We start from the raw sequence: 17,521 nt of genomic DNA, 5'->3' as shown, positions 1-17,521 counted from the left end.
TAAAAAAGGGCGCTGATTTCAGCGCCCTTTTTGTTTATTTCTGAATCGGATTACTTGAGTTCGCCATAGCGCTCAAGAAACAGTACAGTTGCAGCTGTACGCGAAGGCACTCTTAATTTTTTCAGTAAGCTCTTCATGTGTACTTTCACGGTTGATTCCGAGATAAACAGGCGGTCAGCGATTTGTTTGTTGCGATACCCTTTCGCCACCTCACCCAGAATCTGCGCTTCACGCTCTGTGAGCAGGTCAAACACATCGGTTTGATCCTGACGATCGCGCAGATAAGCCGCCACGACATCGCTGTAAGCTTTATTACCGTGAACGGCATCTTTGAGCAATTCAACCAGTTGATCCGGCTCCGTATCTTTCAGCAGGTAACCGTCGGCCCCCGCACGTACAATCGCCTCAATGTCCGCCGCACTGTCTGATACAGTCAGAATCACAATCGTTGCGCTGGAGCCGTCGGTCCGCAGCGCTTTCAGCGTGTCCAAACCGGACATCCCTTTCATATTAAGGTCGAGCAGAATCATGTCCGGCTCAACTTCATGGGCTAACGCAATGGCTTCAGTACCATTACTGGCCTCTGCAACCACTTCAAATTCATCTTCCAGGCTTAAAAGCTGATTGATTCCTCTGCGCATCAAAGGATGATCATCCACCAGCATTACTCTACATTTCGTCAACATGTGTATCCTTTGATCTTGTATATTTGAGTGTGACTTTGCAGCCGGTATCCGGTGAGGTTTCTATGCTCAAATCACCGTTCAATCTTGCTGCCCTTTCTTGCATGATGCTCATTCCGTAGTGATTCAGCTTGGCATTGTTCTGTTCAAAGCCGACGCCATCGTCTTCAATACTCACTACGACGTCACCATCGCTTTCGTTACATTCGATGTTGATTCGAGTCGCGTCTGCATGCTTGATTGCATTGATGGTCGCTTCACGAATCAGTTGTATCAAGTGCACCTGCTGATGGGCATCCAGCTCCATCGATGACAGGTTATTATTCAGCGCAATCGTTGCGCTGGTTTGTTCTCCGAGCTGGTTCAGCATCTCTACCAAGGCCTGGCCAAAATTACCCTCTTTGATGGTCAGGCGGAACGTGGTCAACAGTTCACGTAACTGTGTATAAGCGCCGGACAATCCTTGATCGATATCGACAATTATCTCATCGGTTTTCTCGGAATATTGATTGTGTTCAAGCTTTGACATCACGCGTTTCAGCAATGACACCTGAATTTTCAGGTAAGAGAGCGATTGCGCCAATGAATCATGCAATTCTCGTGCGATGGTCGCACGCTCTTCCATCAGTAAAAGCTGTTCGGCTTTCTTCTGAGCTCGGTTGTAGTACACCGCCCGCGATAGAATCTGGACAAAGTTATCGATGAGCGCCTTATCCGGGCAAGGTAAACCCGCTTCCCAGTGTAAATATCCAAGCTGGATACCATCCAACATTAGCGCCTGATGGTTCGGATTTTCACCACACATATTGCCTTGAGAAAGCAGCAGACCTTTGCCTGCCTCTTCTTCGATCTCCAGTTGCACCGCAGTGATGCCCTCAATACTGACAATATGTTTCAAAATAGCCTGAAAATTGTCCTGACTGATGCGTGAAGCCGTCAGCTCCTGAGAGGAGTTATACAGCACCTGCAGCGACTGATTGGCGTGTTGCAGCTTACGTGTTTTTTCGTTAACCGCTTGCTCCAGGCCGCGATATAGCTTGCCCAGTTCTCCGGCCATAACGTTAAACGTGCGGGTCAGAATGCCCATTTCGTTCTGACTGTTGGTACTGAGTTCAATATCAAATTCGCGATTCTGAATCTGCTCACTCGCCACCACCAATGCTCGCAGAGGGCGCACAACCTCTTTGCGAATGTAGTGAATAACAAACAGTGAAATGAACAAAACAGCCCCCAACCCAAGCCCACCGACCCAGGCAAGATTGATGAGCTTTTGTTCCGAAAAGCGTTGTAACTTGAAGACAAAACTGTCGATCTGGCTGACAAACCCCGCGACCAGCGTGAGATAGTCGCGGTTATCTTCACTACGAAGAACCTGTTTCAGTTCGTGCCAGCGGGCGATTAACGTGTAGTAATCATGAGTAATGTCTGACGGTACATTCCATTTCTGGAGCGCTTTCATCGATGGCGAATACAACGAGTGTTCAAATGCCGCGATATGTTCAACATAGTTAACTGAGTTACTCTGAATATCGTGTGCTAATCGGTAGCTTTGCATCCGCATCGAGCCTGCGACGTTAACGGCTTCAGCATCGTTCAGAGAAGATGCCAGAGTGATAATGGCAAAACCCGTGGTGGCTATCGAAAGCAATAGAATCAACAGCATCGATTTCGCAATCGTGCTGGTCACCGACTTCTCAACTTTTATCCCCAATTCACCTTCCCCAACGGCGCTTTTTAAACGCACTTTCGCATGCTCTAGTCTGGCTTTTTCATAATGGTATCAATATGTGATCATACTCGCCCGAATTTATTGATCCAAAACAATATTCCATCCTAATTAACCCCTTAGGGGTATTTATACAAATATGGCAAAAACTACAATTTGTGTATGGATAAATGACAGTTTATTAATAGAAATTGTGAACTACGCTTTATTAATAATCTTTCAGCATGCTGGGTGAATTCAGTGGTAGATCTTTCCAAGCGGCGTTTATTTGCACGTCGTTCCGTCGACACATCAAAGGTACGTTTACCTTGGATTGCCAATCCAGAATCCTTTATTGACGACTGTACGCGTTGTGGCCGCTGCCGCGATGCCTGTGAAATGAAAATTATCGTCAACGGCGATGGGGGGTATCCCACTGTCGATTTTCATATTGATGAATGCACCTTCTGCTACCAATGCGCAGAAGTTTGCCCAGAACCGATTTTTTTACCGCAAACCAATACCGCATGGCTGGCCAAAGCCGCCATCAACGACCAATGCCTGGCTAAGCAGAACGTCGAGTGTCGAAGCTGCGGAGAAACCTGCGACCCAATGGCAATTCAGTTCCAACTGCAAGCCGGAAAAGTTGCACAGCCAATTATCCACCTTGATGAATGTACTGGCTGCGGCGCGTGTGTATCGCTCTGCCCCACTTCAGCCATCAGTGTGAGCAATATTGAATAAGAACGAGAGATAACTATGTCACTCAATGAAGTGCACATTTCAAGTTTGGTGGTTCACGCTCTTCCGGAACATCTGGAAACCGTAAAGGCGCAAATCGAGCAGTTCGAGAACGCGGAAATTTACGGCGACAGCCCGGAAGGCAAAATCATTGTGGTGCTTGAAACTCAGAACCAGGGGTTTGTCACCGACACCATCGATGCCATCAACAACTTGCCAAACGTCCTGAGTGCGGTTCTGGTGTACCACCAAATTGAAACCAACCTGGACGAGCTAGATTCAGACACTGGAAATCAACATTCCCAACTCGAGGGTGAAGTATGAAAATGACAAGACGTGCGTTTGTGAAAGCAAACGCGGCAGCATCAGCAGCGGCGGTAGCAGGTATCACTCTGCCAGCATCCGCAACTAACCTGATTGCCAGCTCAGATCAAACCAAAATTACCTGGGACAAAGCTCCTTGTCGTTTCTGTGGTACCGGATGTTCCGTTTTAGTGGGTACGCAGGATGGCCGCGTCGTGGCAACTCAAGGTGATCCTGAAGCGCCGGTAAACAAAGGTCTGAACTGTATCAAAGGCTACTTCCTCTCGAAAATCATGTACGGCCAGGATCGTCTGACACAGCCTTTGCTGCGTATGAAAGATGGTCAATACAGCAAAGATGGCGACTTCACTCCAGTTTCATGGGATATGGCCTTTGATGTGATGGCGGAAAAATGGAAAGCCTCACTGAAGAAAAAAGGCCCAACCAGCGTTGGTATGTTCGGTTCTGGCCAGTGGACAGTCATGGAAGGTTACGCAGCGGCGAAAATGATGAAGGCGGGTTTCCGCTCAAACAACATCGACCCGAATGCGCGTCACTGCATGGCTTCTGCGGTTGTCGGCTTTATGCGTACTTTTGGTATTGACGAACCAATGGGCTGTTACGACGACTTTGAAAACGCCGACGCATTCGTGCTTTGGGGTTCGAACATGGCTGAAATGCACCCGGTTCTGTGGACTCGCATCACTGACCGCCGCCTAAGCCATCCTCACGTTAAAGTGAACGTGCTGTCGACATACTACCACCGTTCATTTGAACTGGCAGACCACGGTTACATTTTCCATCCTCAATCTGACCTGGCGATCGCTAACTTCATTGCTAACTACATCATTCAGAACGATGCGGTGAACTGGGACTTCGTGAACAAGTACACCCACTTCAAGCAAGCGGTGACCGATATCGGTTACGGTCTGCGTGATGACCACCCGCTGCAAAAGCAGGCAAAGAATGCCAACTCCGGCGAAATGACCAACATCTCGTTTGAAGAGTACAAAAAATCTGTCGCGGAATATACGGCTGAAAAAGCGTCTGAAATGTCCGGCGTGAGCGTTGAGAAACTGATCACGCTGGCGAAACAGTATGCCGATCCAAACACCAAAGTGATGTCCCTTTGGACCATGGGTATGAACCAACACACCCGTGGCGTGTGGATGCAAAGCCTGGTCTACAACCTGCACCTGCTGACGGGTAAGATCGCGACTCCGGGCAACAGCCCGTTCTCGCTGACAGGCCAACCATCTGCATGTGGTACTGCGCGTGAAGTCGGTACATTTGCACACCGTCTGCCTGCGGACATGGTGGTTGCCAACCCGAAACACCGCCAGATCGCTGAGAAAATCTGGAAACTGCCAGAAGGCACCATTCCACCAAAACCGGGCTTCCACGCGGTTCTGCAAGACCGTATGTTGAAAGACAGCGTATTGAACTGTTACTGGGTGCAATGTAACAACAACATGCAAGCAGGCCCGAACATTAACGAAGAGCGTCTACCGGGTTACCGTAATCCTGAGAACTTTATCGTGGTTTCCGATCCATACCCAACCGTGACTGCGCAAGCCGCTGACCTGATTCTGCCAACCGCTATGTGGGTAGAGAAAGAAGGTGCTTATGGTAACGCTGAACGTCGCACTCAGGCTTGGTACCAACAGGTGAAAACCGTGGGTGATGCGAAATCGGATTTATGGCAGGTCATGGAATTCTCCAAACGCTTCAAAATGGAAGACGTTTGGCCGGAAGAGCTACTGGCGAAAGCGCCTGAGTACCGCGGCAAAACCATGTACGACATGCTGTTCCGCAACGGTCAGGTTGACCAGTTCCCTATCGCGGAAGCTCGTGAACTAAACGACGACGCGCACCACTTCGGTTACTACGTACAGAAAGGTCTGTTCGAAGAGTACGCAAGCTTTGGCCGCGGCCATGGTCACGACTTAGCCCCATACGATGTGTACCATAAAGTGCGTGGCCTGCGCTGGCCAGTGGTTGATGGTAAAGAGACCCAGTGGCGCTTCAAAGAAGGCTCTGACCCTTATGCGAAAAAAGGCAGTGGCTGGGATTTCTACGGTAAACCTGATGGCAAAGCATGGATCATCTCTGCGCCATACGAAGCGCCACCAGAAGTGCCGAATGAAGAGTACGATCTGTGGCTCTGTACCGGCCGTGTGCTGGAACACTGGCACACTGGCACCATGACCCGTCGTGTTCCTGAGCTGTACAAAGCGTTCCCGGATGCGGTTTGCTTCATGCATCACGATGACGCTCAGGCTCGCGGTCTGCGCCGTGGCGATGAAGTGGTCATTGCCAATAAACGTGGCGAAGTGCGTGCCCGAGTAGAAACTCGTGGCCGTAACAAGCCGCCAAAAGGTCTGGTGTTTGTGCCGTTCTTTGACGCGCGCATTCTGATTAACAAACTGATTCTTGATGCGACCGACCCACTGTCGAAACAAACCGACTTTAAGAAATGTCCGGTCAAGATCACCAAAGTGGCGTAAGCCGTTAACAGAATGTTCGGGGCAGCGGTTTGCTGCTGCCCCAGTCAGGAATTGAGCCATTAGGCGGAGAATGTACGATGAAAAAATTACTTATTGCACTGTTGTCTGTAAGTGCACTCATCACCGGGGTTGCACAAGCTGAACTCGATAACCCGGGCGGTGTCGGTGGCGTGGAATCGCTGCGCGGCGCAACGCTGATTGAGTCAACTCGCCCAGCGGATGAAATGAAAAAGTACCCTCGCGAGCAAGCATTGGATAGCGATTACGTGTATCAGCCACCACTGATCCCACACAATATTCGCAACTACGAAGTTTCTCTGAACGCCAACAAGTGTCTGTCTTGCCACAGTTGGAAAAACGCGAAAGAAATGGGCGCGACTAAAATCAGCGTAACCCACTTCATCAACCGCGAAGACGCTGTACTGGCCGATGTGTCGCCACGCCGTTACTTCTGTCTGCAATGTCACGTTCCTCAGGCAGAGGCAAAACCTCTGGTTAAGAACGAGTTTGAACGCGTTGATTCGCTTCGCTAATCAGGCACCGCATTAAATTAAGAGGCGATTTATGAAACTACTAAAAGCGTTTTGGAAGAGACTGACAAGCCCGAGCAAAGCTGCCGTTGGTGTGGTGTTGTTCATGGGTTTTGCTGGTGGTCTTCTGTTCTGGGGCGCATTCAACACCGGCATGGAAGCCACGAACTCAGAAGAATTCTGTTCTGGCTGTCACGCGCCTATCGTCGCTGAAATTCAGGAAACCATCCACTACTCAAACCGCTCAGGCGTACGTGCTATCTGTTCTGATTGTCACGTGCCACATGAATGGACAGACAAAATCGTGCGTAAAGTTCAGGCTTCGAAAGAGTTGTTTGCCCACTTTATGGGGAACATAGACACGCCAGAAAAATTCCAGGCTCGCCGGTCTCATCTGGCAGAACGGGAATGGGCGCGGTTGAAGAAGAACGACTCGCTGGAATGTCGTAACTGTCACCAGTTTGAATACATGGACTTCTCTGAACAAAGTGAACGTAGCCGCAATCAACATTCAACAGCACTGGCATCTGGCGAGAAAACCTGTGTAGACTGCCACAAAGGTATCGCACACAACTTGCCGGACATGCACGGCGTTGAAGGCTGGGAATAAGGAGCGCACACGATGAGTACACTTGAATCGGTTATCTGGCACATTCTGGGTTACAGCGCGATGCCAGTCATTATCCTGAGTGGATTTCTTGCTGTCGCAGTATTCTGTATCTGGCTACTGTCGCTGACCAAAGACAAACAGTTGTAATGAACTGAAACCATAAAAAAACCGGTGACGTTTCACCGGTTTTTTTGTTTCTTATTAATCGCCAATCCAGAGTTTATAAAAATCACTGTAACCAGTGCTATTAACCTGTATGCCCTGCACTTGCTGGGTACACGTCACTTCCTCTCGTCCGACAAACAGTGGCAAACAGCGCCGTTGTTCATAAAGCTGTTGTTCCAGTTGCTGTAATCGGCAATAGGGCTCGGGATCACTCACAGCCTGCGCGAGAGCTTGCTTGTGCTGCGCCATTTCCGCTTCAGTAAACGTAAAACGCAGCCCCGTCGACACCAATAACCACTCATATAATCCGTAGTGCTTCGGTTGCTCCACTACTTCTTCAATCAACATCATATCCGCCAGATGAGCAACGCTGTGCGGTTCGCTTATCGCTTGTAGCTCAATCACTTCCAGTTCCAATCCGGTGCGACGAATAGCATCGTGTAGCCAATCCGCCACCGTTTGAAGGTACGGTATCGTCCAGATCGGTTCTGCCAAAACGATGTTGCCTTTCAGGGTTGGCGCTACGCAGGCTACTGCATTGTGATGGCCCGCGGCACCACGGCTATCACAGGCCAAATTTTCGACACAATTGTCGGCATCAAACTGATACTTTTCTCGAGCCAGATAGGTATACAGCTGCGTCAGTGTATCTGCATCCACGCCGCATTTGCTTCGAGGATTAAATGTCAGGTAGGACAACGCGCTGATGACCGAGCTTTCGGTTGCCCCATTTTTCTGGTTAAAACTCATCGCACGAACCACCTGTTCATCGCTGTGCGACAGTGTGATTTGCTCAATCAGTGCTTTGCTTGAGTAGTAATGTTGATGGCGAATGAGTGTCAGTTTTTCATCGTCCCAACTTCCGACACTAAACGGCCCTGTCCCCACGCATTTACGTAGATTCACGCCATTCCGCTGCGGTCGACATAAAATCGCGCTGTTGGACATCGCAAGAGCATAAGGAAAGAAGGCATTCGGCGCATTCAACTCAATGACGATTCTGTGGTCAGATTCCGCATTCACCGCCACCATGCTTTCGAACAGATGCTGCACAGGTCCAGACGTATTCTTTAGCCGCTGCAGGCTCCATACGACATCTTCAGCCACCAGTTTTTGACCATTATGAGCAACGACATCCGGTCGCAACCATAGAATTAACCGGCACTCCTCCTGTTTCCAAAAGTGCGCTAATGCGGGAATCAGGTTGCCCATCACATCTTGCTTCAACAGCGTGTCATAGACACTTTTAATCACCTGAAGCTCAGCCAGACGCAACGTCTTCAACGGATCCAAGGTATCGACTGCAGGATATCGGGTGATGAGCAAATGATTGTTTGATTCGTTCCACTGATTCTGCTTCAAGGTCGCCGAGGCAAGCGCCAGCACCGTGTCGTCACCATGGAGTTCCAACAACCGCGTGATCAACGTAAAGCGGCCTTTGCTCAGCTCCTGAATGATCACTTCAAGCAACGCACCAGAAAAAGACACCAACACCACTAATTGACTGGCTTTGCTGCGACCCACCGCTGGTTTCCACGTTACCCAACCGATATCCGCCAGATGCTTGAGGATCAACGAGGTATTTCTGCGTGAGGTGGCAAGCACCTCCTCCAGCTTATCAATACTGACGGAATGAACAGCACCGGTCGGATAATGTTGTAGCAGTTGATTCAGTCTTCTTAGGTACGTGTCATTCATCGTCGTCGTTTGAGTGTTCATTTAGCTTAGGGCAGAAACAACCAATGCCCTTAACGGGCATTGGTTTAACAATTAATGGAAATGATAGCTGACCCCGAGGGAGAAAACATTGATATCCGTTTCAACCGTTGCACTCGCGTAACCCACGTTGACGACATCCAGTTCCGGTCTCAAATAATCCCATGACGCGCGAATGTGCCAGTTGTCCGTCGCAGCTACTTCAACACCCAATCCCAAAATCCCCGTTACGTCTGAATCTGAAAATGTACTGTAACCTGAATACCCGGCAACGGAGTTGCTGACTTTGATTTCGGCATTGAAGTAGGCCAAACCAGCTTTGGCAAAAAGGCTCACTTGGTCAGTCACTGGAAGGGAGAATTTTGGCTGAAGCGCAATGTAGCTCATATCGCCAACCGTCACCACAGAGCCATCGAGCGCATCAATCCCGGTAATGGTGCCTTCCAGCGCGATATAGCGGTTGAACTGATAGCCACCAAAAATTGAGGCCGTCGTAGATTTATCATCTTCCAGAGACAGGTCTTGAGTCGTTGAGTACCCCATCACCTTGCCACTTACGCTGGCGTCATCAAAACGAGCCTGACCCAACGCACCACCCACATACCACTCGGCTTGAGCAGAGAGAGAAAAGAGACTTGCCGCAGTGGCAAGCAGAAGTAAATTTTTAGACATAAATGGATTCTCAGGTGAATAAACAACACGGTTATCTTGCTCAAACCCTGAGTCCCAGTGCGTTCCCTGCCACGACGATAACCACGCGGATCATGCACTAACGAATTACCTTAAAACAGGAAACAATTAGGGAGATTATTGCTTGATTTACTCGAATGAAAAAAGCGCCATGAGGGGGATTCAATGGCGCTGATAAAGGTCAACTATTCCGAATCGGGGATCGGCAGAACCTGTTTCACGTATTGCCCCGGTGCAACATCAATCACCGGATATTCATCGTTACCAATGGCGTACGGCGCCACCTGCTCTTTGGCGCTGAACGCGGTAAGCCACTCGTTCCAATGCTTCCACCAAGAACCATCTGTGCGCTGCGCACTTTCCAACCATTCTTCGGCAGAATCTTCCAACGTATCATTGGTCCAGAAGCCATATTTGTTTTTGTCCGGATGATTGACGATACCCGCAATGTGGCCCGATTCACCCAACACAAACACTTTATTGCCACCGGTCTTCAGAGCACCGCGATAAGTCCCTTGCCACAAAGCAATGTGGTCTTCTTTGGTCGAGATGAAGTAGCTCGGGATTTTGATCTTATCCAGATCGATCCACACACCACCGACTTTCACGCCTTTGTCCTGAACGAGTTTGTTGTCCAGATACAGTTCGCGCAGCAAGAAGTTGTGCGTTGAAGCAGCAACGTTGGTACTGTCACTGTTCCAGTACAGCAGATCGAAGTCAACCGGGCTGCTGCCTTTCAGGTAGTTATCAACGTAATAGTTCCAGTAGAGGCTATTTTCACGCAGTAAACTGAATGTCACGCTCAACGAGCGACCATCCATATAGCCTTTGGCGTTATTCTGCATTTCAATCGCGCTGATAATGGTGTCATTGATATAGGCACCCACTTCACCTGGCTGTGAAAAGTCCAGTAGCGTCGTAAAGAAACTGGCTGACTTGATGCGTTTTTTCATGCGCTTCGCAGCGTAGTAAGCAATCGTCGTTGCCAGAACGGTGCCGCCAATGCAGTAGCCTGCCGCATTGATCTGTTCCTGGCCCGTAATTGACTCAATCGCCGTTACCGCTTTAACAACGCCTTCCAGCACATAGTCTTCGAAGTTGACTGCAGCCTGAGCTTTGCCCGGGTTACGCCAGGACATCATAAATACCGTATGTCCCTGCTCAACCAGCCAACGTACCAGTGAGTTCTTTTCACGCAAATCGAGAATGTAGTATTTGTTGATGAACGGCGGAACAATCAACAGCGGTGTAGAGTGAACGGTTTCCGTCAGTGGTTTGTACTGAATCAGTTCAAACAGATCATTTTTGAACACCACTTCGCCTGCCGTATTCGCCACGTCTTCACCCAGGCGGAACGCGTTGTTGTTGGTCATGCGAATTTTCAGGATTTCCGCGCTCGACTCCACATCTTCTTTCAGCAGTTCCAGTCCCTTAAGCAGATTCTCACCGTTTTGTTCAACAGTCAGTTTCAGCAGCTCTGGGTTAGTTGCAATGAAGTTGCTTGGTGATAGCGCATTAATAGCTTGGCGCGAAAAGAACAGAATGCGTTCTTTGGCTTTCTCATCCAAACCCTCAATCGAGTTAATGGTGTCCAGATAGGTTTTGCTGTAAAGCAGGTAGGATTGTTTGATGAAGCTGAAAAACGGGTCGGATTGCCATGACTCACCAGCGAAACGTTTATCACCGTGTTCGCTTTCGACCACCGACTCTTTTTTGCCTTCCAGCACCACCGTTTGCCAGATTTTCAGTTGTTGTTCCCACCACTCGGTTTGCAACTGCAAAAGAGCGGCAGGCTGATTAGCCGCCTTTTCAAGGAACTGGACTGAGTCGTCCCAGTTCACTTCTTGTAGCGCCTTATTCAGGGGGGTATTGACCGCTGCCTTGTTGACTTCGAAGTCTTGCCACCACTGGTGGTTGGCTTCTTGCAGCTTCACAAGATAGTCGGTAAAGACATGTTGAAACATAGACTTACTCCTTAAACAGAAAAAGCGCCGCCCTGAGGCGGCGCAGAATTGCAGTGTTAAGCAGGAGTCACTGACTTAAGGTTTTCTGAAGCAAGTTTGTCGATGTCTTCTTTGAACTCTTTAGCAATAGATTGCAGCTTGTTGCTGTCATCCATCATTTGTTGAGACAGTTTAGTCAGCACGCCCATTTGCTGAGAGCTGAATGCGGTAAGCGTAGCTGTGTCTTTCACTTCGCTGGCAGCTTTCATTTGCGCCAGGCCCATTTCACTGTAAGTACGGATTGAGCTCAGTTGCAGCTCAGTAAGTACTTCAACATTTTTCGCAACCAGTTTGTTGAATTTCACATATGGTTCGAGTGTTTTTTCAGTTTGGTCAGTGAAAGTTTTGAAAAAATCCGTGTACATGACGTATCTCCTAGTGATTGAAATAAATATCTGAACCGTTATTACAACGCTTTGATGACCACTGCGGTACCCATACCACCACCTACGCAAAGTGATGCGACACCGTAATTCTCACCACGACGTTTTAATTCGTGAACCAGAGTAACCAGAATGCGGTTACCCGAAGCGCCTAGCGGATGTCCCAAAGCGATGGCACCGCCATTGACATTCGACTTGGCTAAAATGGATTCGGTTGAAACATGATGTTCCGCTGACAGGCCGTGGATGACACCCAGCGCCTGCGCTGCAAACGCTTCATTCAGTTCGAACAGGTCAATTTGTTCGATAGAAAGCTCTGCTTTTTCCAGCGCTTGGGTCACTGCACTTACCGGCCCTAAACCCATAACGCGTGGGTCAATACCTGTTTGGGCGTAACCCAGAATTTCTGCCAGAGGCTCCAGGCCGTATTCATCAACCGCAGATTGTGATGCAACGATGATGACACTGGCACCATCATTGATACCGGATGCGTTACCTGCCGTGACCGAGCCTTCTTTGTCGAACGCTGGGCGCAGGCCTTGCAAGCCCGCCAGAGTCGCCTCGGCTTTCGGATATTCATCGATGGCAAATGTCACAGTCTCACGGCGTTGCTGCACTGAAATTGGCACGATTTCATCGTTAAACTTGCCCGCTTCAATCGCCGCCACCGCTTTTAACTGGCTATCCAGAGCAAAGGCGTCCTGCGCTTCGCGAGAAATCTCAAACTGCTTGGCAATATTCTCTGCCGTGACACCCATGTGGTATTGGTTGAACACGTCAGTCAAACCATCATTGATGAGCAGATCTTTCATCTCGAATCCGCCCATTTTGTTGCCATCTCGCAGTGTGCTTGGTGTAGCGAACGGAATTTGAGACATCACCTCAACACCGGCAGCAATAGCAACGGAGACGTCACCCGCACGAATATGTGCCACGGCATCCATCACCGTTTTCATGCCGCTACCACACACCATATTGACGCCATAGGCTGGCACTTCTTCCGGAATGCCAGCATAGATGGCAGCCTGACGGCCAACACCCATACCCTGACCCGCGCTGATCACGTTACCCATGATCACTTCATCAATTTGATTGGCATCGACATTACCAGCCTGCAGCGCACCCTTAATCACATCAGCGGCGAGCTTACCCGCTGATACATTTTTTAGTGATCCGCCAAAGGCGCCGATTGGGCTACGTTTCGCTGCAACAATAAATACTTTTTCCATCTCATCGCTCCCTTAACGCATGTACAAGCCGCCGTTGACCGACAGCGTTTCACCAGTGATATAAGCACCTGCTTCGCTTGCAAGAAAACTCACTGCTGAAGCAATTTCTTCTGGTTTAGCCAGGCGTTGCATTGGGATCGTTTGAACAATGGATTCCAACACTTCTGGACGCATTTGCTCTACCATCGGTGTGGCTGTGTAACCCGGGGCAATAACATTGACCGTTACACCACTGCGCGCACCTTCTGCGGCCAGCGCTTTGGAAAAACCGATCATGCCGGCTTTTGCCGCAGAATAGTTGGTTTGACCGAACTGGCCTTTCAGGCCGTTCACGGATGAGATGTTGATGACACGGCCATTCCCCTTCTCACACATGGCGGCGAAGAGAGGCTGAGTGACGTTAAACAAGCTGTTTAGATTGGTATCGATGACTTCCTTCCATGAAGCCGCCGTCATTTTTTTAAATACGCCGTCACGGGTGATTCCGGCATTGTTGACCACAACGTCGATAGTGCCTTCTTCTTCAAGCAGTACACTCAAACGTTCTGCACATTCCTGAGTGTCCGTCACATCGAGTTCGAATAGGCGAACCTGCTCTTCGGTGAAGTGTTTCTCGTTGAACCAGTCCAAAGCACACTGATAATTTCCTGTGTAATAGGTTGCAATTACACGATAACCGTCTTCCACTAATTTCGAAGAAATAGCCGAACCGATTCCACCTTTTGATCCCGTGATCAAAGCGACTTTTTTCATTGATGACTCCATTCAAAAACAACTTGTAGGTTACAAATCATTGTTAACTTGATGCCAACTACATATATAGCATCAACGGACGTTTATATTTCTTTGCAAAGAATAATTTGTCTGTCGCTACTTATTTAAATTAATGGGTGATTGTGACAATTCAAATTAAAGTTTAGTGTTTTCTAATAAATTTGATTTAGTTCTCAATGCAGGTGAAATGTAGAATAAATGTTAACAAAATACAGGTTGTTGATTTAACGGAGTTTTATTTCTGGATTTTTTGCACTAATTTTTATAACAAACTGATTTAAAAGGTTTTTGTTTTTATATTTGTGTTACACACAATATGGTAAATATACCTATTAATCAGTGAATTATCATCAAGCACCTACTGCTCATTTTGGTTCATCTGCACCAAAACATTACAAATAAATTGCACTTTCATGGTGATTGCAATAAGACTTTCGCACAAGAATGGTGAAGAAATATTCCAAATAGAATTAATTAGCATTTAATTAATGATGATTATCATCCATGAAATGACGCCGATATTTATAATAATTGGAAATTAGATAGATAGTTATAAATCGATAAAACAGTCAGAAGTAAATATAACACAGTCAGTTTTGAGGTCTGACCTTATACCAGTCAGCATCTCCAACAAAAAAAAGGCCGACATAAGTCGGCCCGATAAAACAATATCTTATGGTGCTAAATCAACTTCAACAGGTAAATAATGTTTTGGTTGAAGCTTTAGCCATTCTGGCAAAACAGTACCAATCGAAATGGATGACCAAGTACCGGAGATAATCCCGATAAACATCGCAGTGGCAAAGCCCTCCAAAGGAGCACCACCCATTAACCATAGCGCGGCAACAGTGATCAACGTGGTCCCTGACGTCACCATGGTACGTGAGAATGTCGCGATAACCGCTTGATCATTAATATCAGGAGTTGGCGTTTTCTGTTTCGCTACCAGCAACTCACGAATGCGGTCCGCAATGATGATCGAATCATTGAGCGAGTAACCCAGAATCGCCAACACGGCGGCAAATACCGTCAGATTGAACTCCATTTGGGTTAATGCGAAAAAGCCCAAGACCAATACAACATCGTGCACCAGTGCCAGCAATGCTCCACTCGCTAAACGCCATTCAAAACGGAAACAGAGATAACCAAGAATACACAGCATGCACACCAAGAGCGCTAAACCACCTTGGTCAACCAAGTCCTCACCGACCTGTGAACCAACCATGCTGTTGCTGATGATCTCAACGTTGCTCGATACTTTGTGCAACAGTTGATCAACGTTCGGCGTTTCCTGTCCTTCTGCCGCCAGAGGATAGCGAATCACCCAGCGGCCATCTTCTCCAGACTGAGTCACAGAAGTTGAATCACCCAACACTGGCTTCAAAACATCCAGCAGTTGGTGATTCGTTACCGAACTGTTGACCATCGCTTCAGTCACCATACCACCGGTAAAATCGAGGCCCATATTCAGGCCACGAACGGCAAACGCTGCCAATGAAATCACCATCAGCGCGATCGAAACAAAGCTGGTGATGTAGCGGATTTTACGAATGCGAGATTTCAGAAATTCAATCATGATTTAAACCCTTACATCACGACGGTTGTCGCGTCCCCAAACCAAGTTAATCAATGCACGTGAAGCGAATACGCCGGTAAACATACTGGTCAACAGACCCAGTCCTAAAGTCAACGCAAAACCCTGAATAGGTCCGTTACCAATTGAATAGAGAATCAGTGCAGTGATCATTGTGGTGATGTTGGCATCAAGAATGGTACTGAACGCGCTGCTAAAGCCCAAATCAATGGCCTGCGCGAAACTGCGCCCTTCCGCAAGTTTGTCTTTAATCCTTTCAAAAATCAGTACGTTGGTATCTACCGCCATACCGACCGTCAATACCAGACCAGCAATACCCGGCAGCGTCAGCACCGCACCAGGCAATAGTGCGATCAAACCCAGTAAACAGATCATGTTGGCGATCAGAGCGACGTTTGCAACCCAGCCCAGACGGCGATACCACAGGGCCATGAACGTCAACGTCATTGCCATACCCAGCGCCAGCGCCGAGAAACCGTTTTCAATGTTTTCTGCACCCAGAGATGCGCCGATAGTGCGCTCTTCCACAATCGTAACAGGGGCAGTCAATGAACCTGCACGCAGCAGCAGAGCCAGTTGCTGCGCTTCCTCAGTAGATCCGGCTCCCGTGATACGGAACTGGCTACCAAGCTGGGACTGAATGGTCGCGACACTGATCACGCGTTCACTGCGTTCCGTTTCGCCACGGGCATTGGTTTTGTATTCGCGATAGACCGTCGCCATTGGTTTGCCGATGTGCTTGCCGGAAAAGTCACTCATGATTTTTCCGCCTGCATGATCAAGCGAAATGTTCACTTCGGAGAAGCCCATTTTATCGATACCCGCACGGGCATTGACAATATGATCGCCAGTCAGTACCGGACGTTTGCTCAACATAACGGTTCTGCCGTTGTTGTCTTTCAGCACCAGATCATCACCCGACACCGCTTCTGAACCGCTTTTCGCTTCGTAGAATGCCAAGCTCGCGGTTGCACCAATCACTTTTTTCGCTTGTGATGGGTCTTGAACACCTGGTAATTCAATGCGGATACTGTGCTCACCCTGACGCTGGACCAGCGCTTCGGTAATGCCTAGTTCTTCAATACGATCGCGCATGATCTTGAGGTTTTGTTGCAGTGTCGCTGACTGGAAATCCAGCTTATTCTGTTTAGTTGGCGTCACGGTCAGGCTGTCGGAGCCGCGTTTAACGTCCCATCCTGAGTAGTTTTGCTTCAGGTAGCTCGAGACCTTATTGAGTGCCTCACCAGATTTTGTATCGACACTGAATCCATCAACGCCTTGCTGTGCAAGGCGCACACCACGCAGATGCTCGCTGCGTAACATATCTTTCAGTTCGTCTACCATGGTGTCGCGCTGTTCCTGAAATGCTTTGTCGACATCCACGTTAAGCAGGAACTGAACACCACCTCGCAAGTCCAGACCCAGCTTGATTGGGCTAAAACCCAGTTTGCCGTACCATTTGGGCGCCACCGACACGTAAGAATAGGTAATGCTGTCCCCCTCTTTGACCAACTTATCAAGCGCCTCACGAGCATGCGTCTGATCGGTTTCATTGCCAAAGACTAAGACGATTTGATTTTTCTGTTGCGTGATTTCCTGCGCATCCACTCCTTGCTGCTTCAGATAGCGATTGACAGATACCACGTTTGCCAGCTGACCACTCGGATCAGAGGATTGAATTTGAATGGATGGCTGCTCGCCATACCAGGTCGGAATTGCGCTTAAGGCCAGTACCACTACCGTTACCACGAGGACCACATATTTCCAGGTCGAATAGTGGTTAAGCACTCGCGACGGTGCTTTTGATTTACTTTTCTTCATAAATATCCCCTCAGCATATGCCGAGTCAAAAAACAAGAAATATGACAATGTCACCTAACAGTTGGGG

Annotated in this window: 16 protein-coding genes; 6 read left to right on the top strand and 10 right to left on the bottom strand. The window is 48.5% G+C overall.

Translation table 11 applies throughout. From position 1 onward, the window contains the following. Positions 1–50: 50 nt before the first annotated feature. Together LGV68_RS17605 and narQ are read right to left on the bottom strand one after the other, a co-directional pair. On the bottom strand, positions 51–683 hold the full coding sequence (locus LGV68_RS17605) for a response regulator (RefSeq protein ID WP_024375531.1): 633 nt from the start codon (positions 681–683) through the stop codon (positions 51–53). Then, positions 670–2,394: a nitrate/nitrite two-component system sensor histidine kinase NarQ gene (gene narQ, locus LGV68_RS17600; RefSeq protein WP_032081938.1), complete on the bottom strand. Its 1,725-nt coding sequence runs from the start codon at positions 2,392–2,394 to the stop codon at positions 670–672. Before narQ ends, LGV68_RS17605 begins: the two co-directional genes overlap by 14 nt. 255 nt (positions 2,395–2,649) lie before the next feature. On the opposite strand from narQ, the gene napF reads away from it, so the two are divergent. The 6 genes from napF (at position 2,650) to LGV68_RS17570 (ending at position 7,226) form a co-directional block, all read left to right on the top strand. Beyond that, positions 2,650–3,132 carry a ferredoxin-type protein NapF gene (gene napF, locus LGV68_RS17595; protein ID WP_020433118.1) on the top strand — a complete coding sequence of 161 codons (483 nt, stop codon included), beginning with the start codon at positions 2,650–2,652 and terminating at the stop codon, positions 3,130–3,132. Between the two features lie 15 nt (positions 3,133–3,147). Beyond that, complete coding sequence (locus LGV68_RS17590) at positions 3,148–3,453, top strand: chaperone NapD (RefSeq protein WP_252535749.1); 306 nt, start codon at positions 3,148–3,150, stop codon at positions 3,451–3,453. Next, a complete protein-coding gene (gene napA, locus LGV68_RS17585; protein ID WP_020433120.1) occupies positions 3,450–5,939 on the top strand; it encodes a periplasmic nitrate reductase subunit alpha in 2,490 nt (829 codons plus the stop codon). Before LGV68_RS17590 ends, napA begins: the two co-directional genes overlap by 4 nt. Before the next feature lie 77 nt (positions 5,940–6,016). After that, positions 6,017–6,472 carry a nitrate reductase cytochrome c-type subunit gene (locus LGV68_RS17580; RefSeq protein WP_020433122.1) on the top strand — a complete coding sequence of 152 codons (456 nt, stop codon included), beginning with the start codon at positions 6,017–6,019 and terminating at the stop codon, positions 6,470–6,472. Between the two features lie 31 nt (positions 6,473–6,503). Beyond that, a complete protein-coding gene (locus tag LGV68_RS17575) occupies positions 6,504–7,079 on the top strand; it encodes a NapC/NirT family cytochrome c (RefSeq protein WP_020332428.1) in 576 nt (191 codons plus the stop codon). Positions 7,080–7,091: 12 nt separating this feature from the next. Continuing rightward, positions 7,092–7,226 carry a TIGR02808 family protein gene (locus LGV68_RS17570; RefSeq protein ID WP_020332430.1) on the top strand — a complete coding sequence of 45 codons (135 nt, stop codon included), beginning with the start codon at positions 7,092–7,094 and terminating at the stop codon, positions 7,224–7,226. Between the two features lie 54 nt (positions 7,227–7,280). On the opposite strand, the gene LGV68_RS17565 is transcribed toward LGV68_RS17570, so the two are convergent. The 8 genes from LGV68_RS17565 to secD form a co-directional block, all read right to left on the bottom strand. Then, complete coding sequence (locus tag LGV68_RS17565) at positions 7,281–8,942, bottom strand: ABC transporter substrate-binding protein (protein WP_252535748.1); 1,662 nt, start codon at positions 8,940–8,942, stop codon at positions 7,281–7,283. Positions 8,943–9,014: 72 nt separating this feature from the next. Next, entirely contained in the window at positions 9,015–9,632 is a 618-nt protein-coding gene (locus LGV68_RS17560; protein ID WP_020332432.1) for an outer membrane beta-barrel protein, read from the bottom strand. A gap of 203 nt (positions 9,633–9,835) precedes the next feature. Beyond that, entirely contained in the window at positions 9,836–11,614 is a 1,779-nt protein-coding gene (phaC, locus tag LGV68_RS17555; protein ID WP_024375583.1) for a class I poly(R)-hydroxyalkanoic acid synthase, read from the bottom strand. 56 nt (positions 11,615–11,670) lie between these two features. Continuing rightward, positions 11,671–12,018, bottom strand: coding sequence for a phasin family protein (locus tag LGV68_RS17550; RefSeq protein ID WP_020332434.1), 348 nt, complete (start codon positions 12,016–12,018; stop codon positions 11,671–11,673). Between the two features lie 41 nt (positions 12,019–12,059). Beyond that, complete coding sequence (locus LGV68_RS17545; protein ID WP_020433128.1) at positions 12,060–13,265, bottom strand: acetyl-CoA C-acetyltransferase; 1,206 nt, start codon at positions 13,263–13,265, stop codon at positions 12,060–12,062. Positions 13,266–13,277: 12 nt separating this feature from the next. Continuing rightward, complete coding sequence (locus LGV68_RS17540; RefSeq protein ID WP_024375584.1) at positions 13,278–14,018, bottom strand: SDR family oxidoreductase; 741 nt, start codon at positions 14,016–14,018, stop codon at positions 13,278–13,280. A 694-nt stretch (positions 14,019–14,712) separates the two neighbouring features. Then, on the bottom strand, positions 14,713–15,615 hold the full coding sequence (gene secF, locus LGV68_RS17535) for a protein translocase subunit SecF (RefSeq protein WP_020433131.1): 903 nt from the start codon (positions 15,613–15,615) through the stop codon (positions 14,713–14,715). 3 nt (positions 15,616–15,618) lie between these two features. Next, the gene (gene secD, locus LGV68_RS17530; RefSeq protein ID WP_222725954.1) at positions 15,619–17,454 is read right to left on the bottom strand and encodes a protein translocase subunit SecD; all 1,836 of its coding nucleotides are present in this window, start codon (positions 17,452–17,454) and stop codon (positions 15,619–15,621) included. Positions 17,455–17,521: the final 67 nt, after the last annotated feature.

This window comes from Vibrio sp. LQ2, assembly GCF_023920125.1.
GTDB classification, from domain to species: Bacteria; Pseudomonadota; Gammaproteobacteria; order Enterobacterales; family Vibrionaceae; genus Vibrio; species Vibrio fluvialis.
Note: the sequence above shows the minus strand (reverse complement) of the source record. Positions and strands in the feature narration are given on the sequence as shown.

What these genes read in the sequence shown, in the direction of transcription:
- LGV68_RS17590 (WP_252535749.1), top strand. Translation starts at nt 3,148, where the DNA reads ATGTCACTCAATGAAGTGCACATTTCAAGTTTGGTGGTTCACGCTCTT.
- napA (WP_020433120.1), top strand. Translation starts at nt 3,450, where the DNA reads ATGAAAATGACAAGACGTGCGTTTGTGAAAGCAAACGCGGCAGCATCA.
- LGV68_RS17580 (WP_020433122.1), top strand. Translation starts at nt 6,017, where the DNA reads ATGAAAAAATTACTTATTGCACTGTTGTCTGTAAGTGCACTCATCACC.
- LGV68_RS17575 (WP_020332428.1), top strand. Translation starts at nt 6,504, where the DNA reads ATGAAACTACTAAAAGCGTTTTGGAAGAGACTGACAAGCCCGAGCAAA.
- LGV68_RS17570 (WP_020332430.1), top strand. Translation starts at nt 7,092, where the DNA reads ATGAGTACACTTGAATCGGTTATCTGGCACATTCTGGGTTACAGCGCG.
- LGV68_RS17565 (WP_252535748.1), bottom strand. Translation starts at nt 8,942, where the DNA reads ATGAATGACACGTACCTAAGAAGACTGAATCAACTGCTACAACATTAT.
- LGV68_RS17560 (WP_020332432.1), bottom strand. Translation starts at nt 9,632, where the DNA reads ATGTCTAAAAATTTACTTCTGCTTGCCACTGCGGCAAGTCTCTTTTCT.
- phaC (WP_024375583.1), bottom strand. Translation starts at nt 11,614, where the DNA reads ATGTTTCAACATGTCTTTACCGACTATCTTGTGAAGCTGCAAGAAGCC.
- LGV68_RS17550 (WP_020332434.1), bottom strand. Translation starts at nt 12,018, where the DNA reads ATGTACACGGATTTTTTCAAAACTTTCACTGACCAAACTGAAAAAACA.
- LGV68_RS17545 (WP_020433128.1), bottom strand. Translation starts at nt 13,265, where the DNA reads ATGGAAAAAGTATTTATTGTTGCAGCGAAACGTAGCCCAATCGGCGCC.
- LGV68_RS17540 (WP_024375584.1), bottom strand. Translation starts at nt 14,018, where the DNA reads ATGAAAAAAGTCGCTTTGATCACGGGATCAAAAGGTGGAATCGGTTCG.
- secF (WP_020433131.1), bottom strand. Translation starts at nt 15,615, where the DNA reads ATGATTGAATTTCTGAAATCTCGCATTCGTAAAATCCGCTACATCACC.
- secD (WP_222725954.1), bottom strand. Translation starts at nt 17,454, where the DNA reads ATGAAGAAAAGTAAATCAAAAGCACCGTCGCGAGTGCTTAACCACTAT.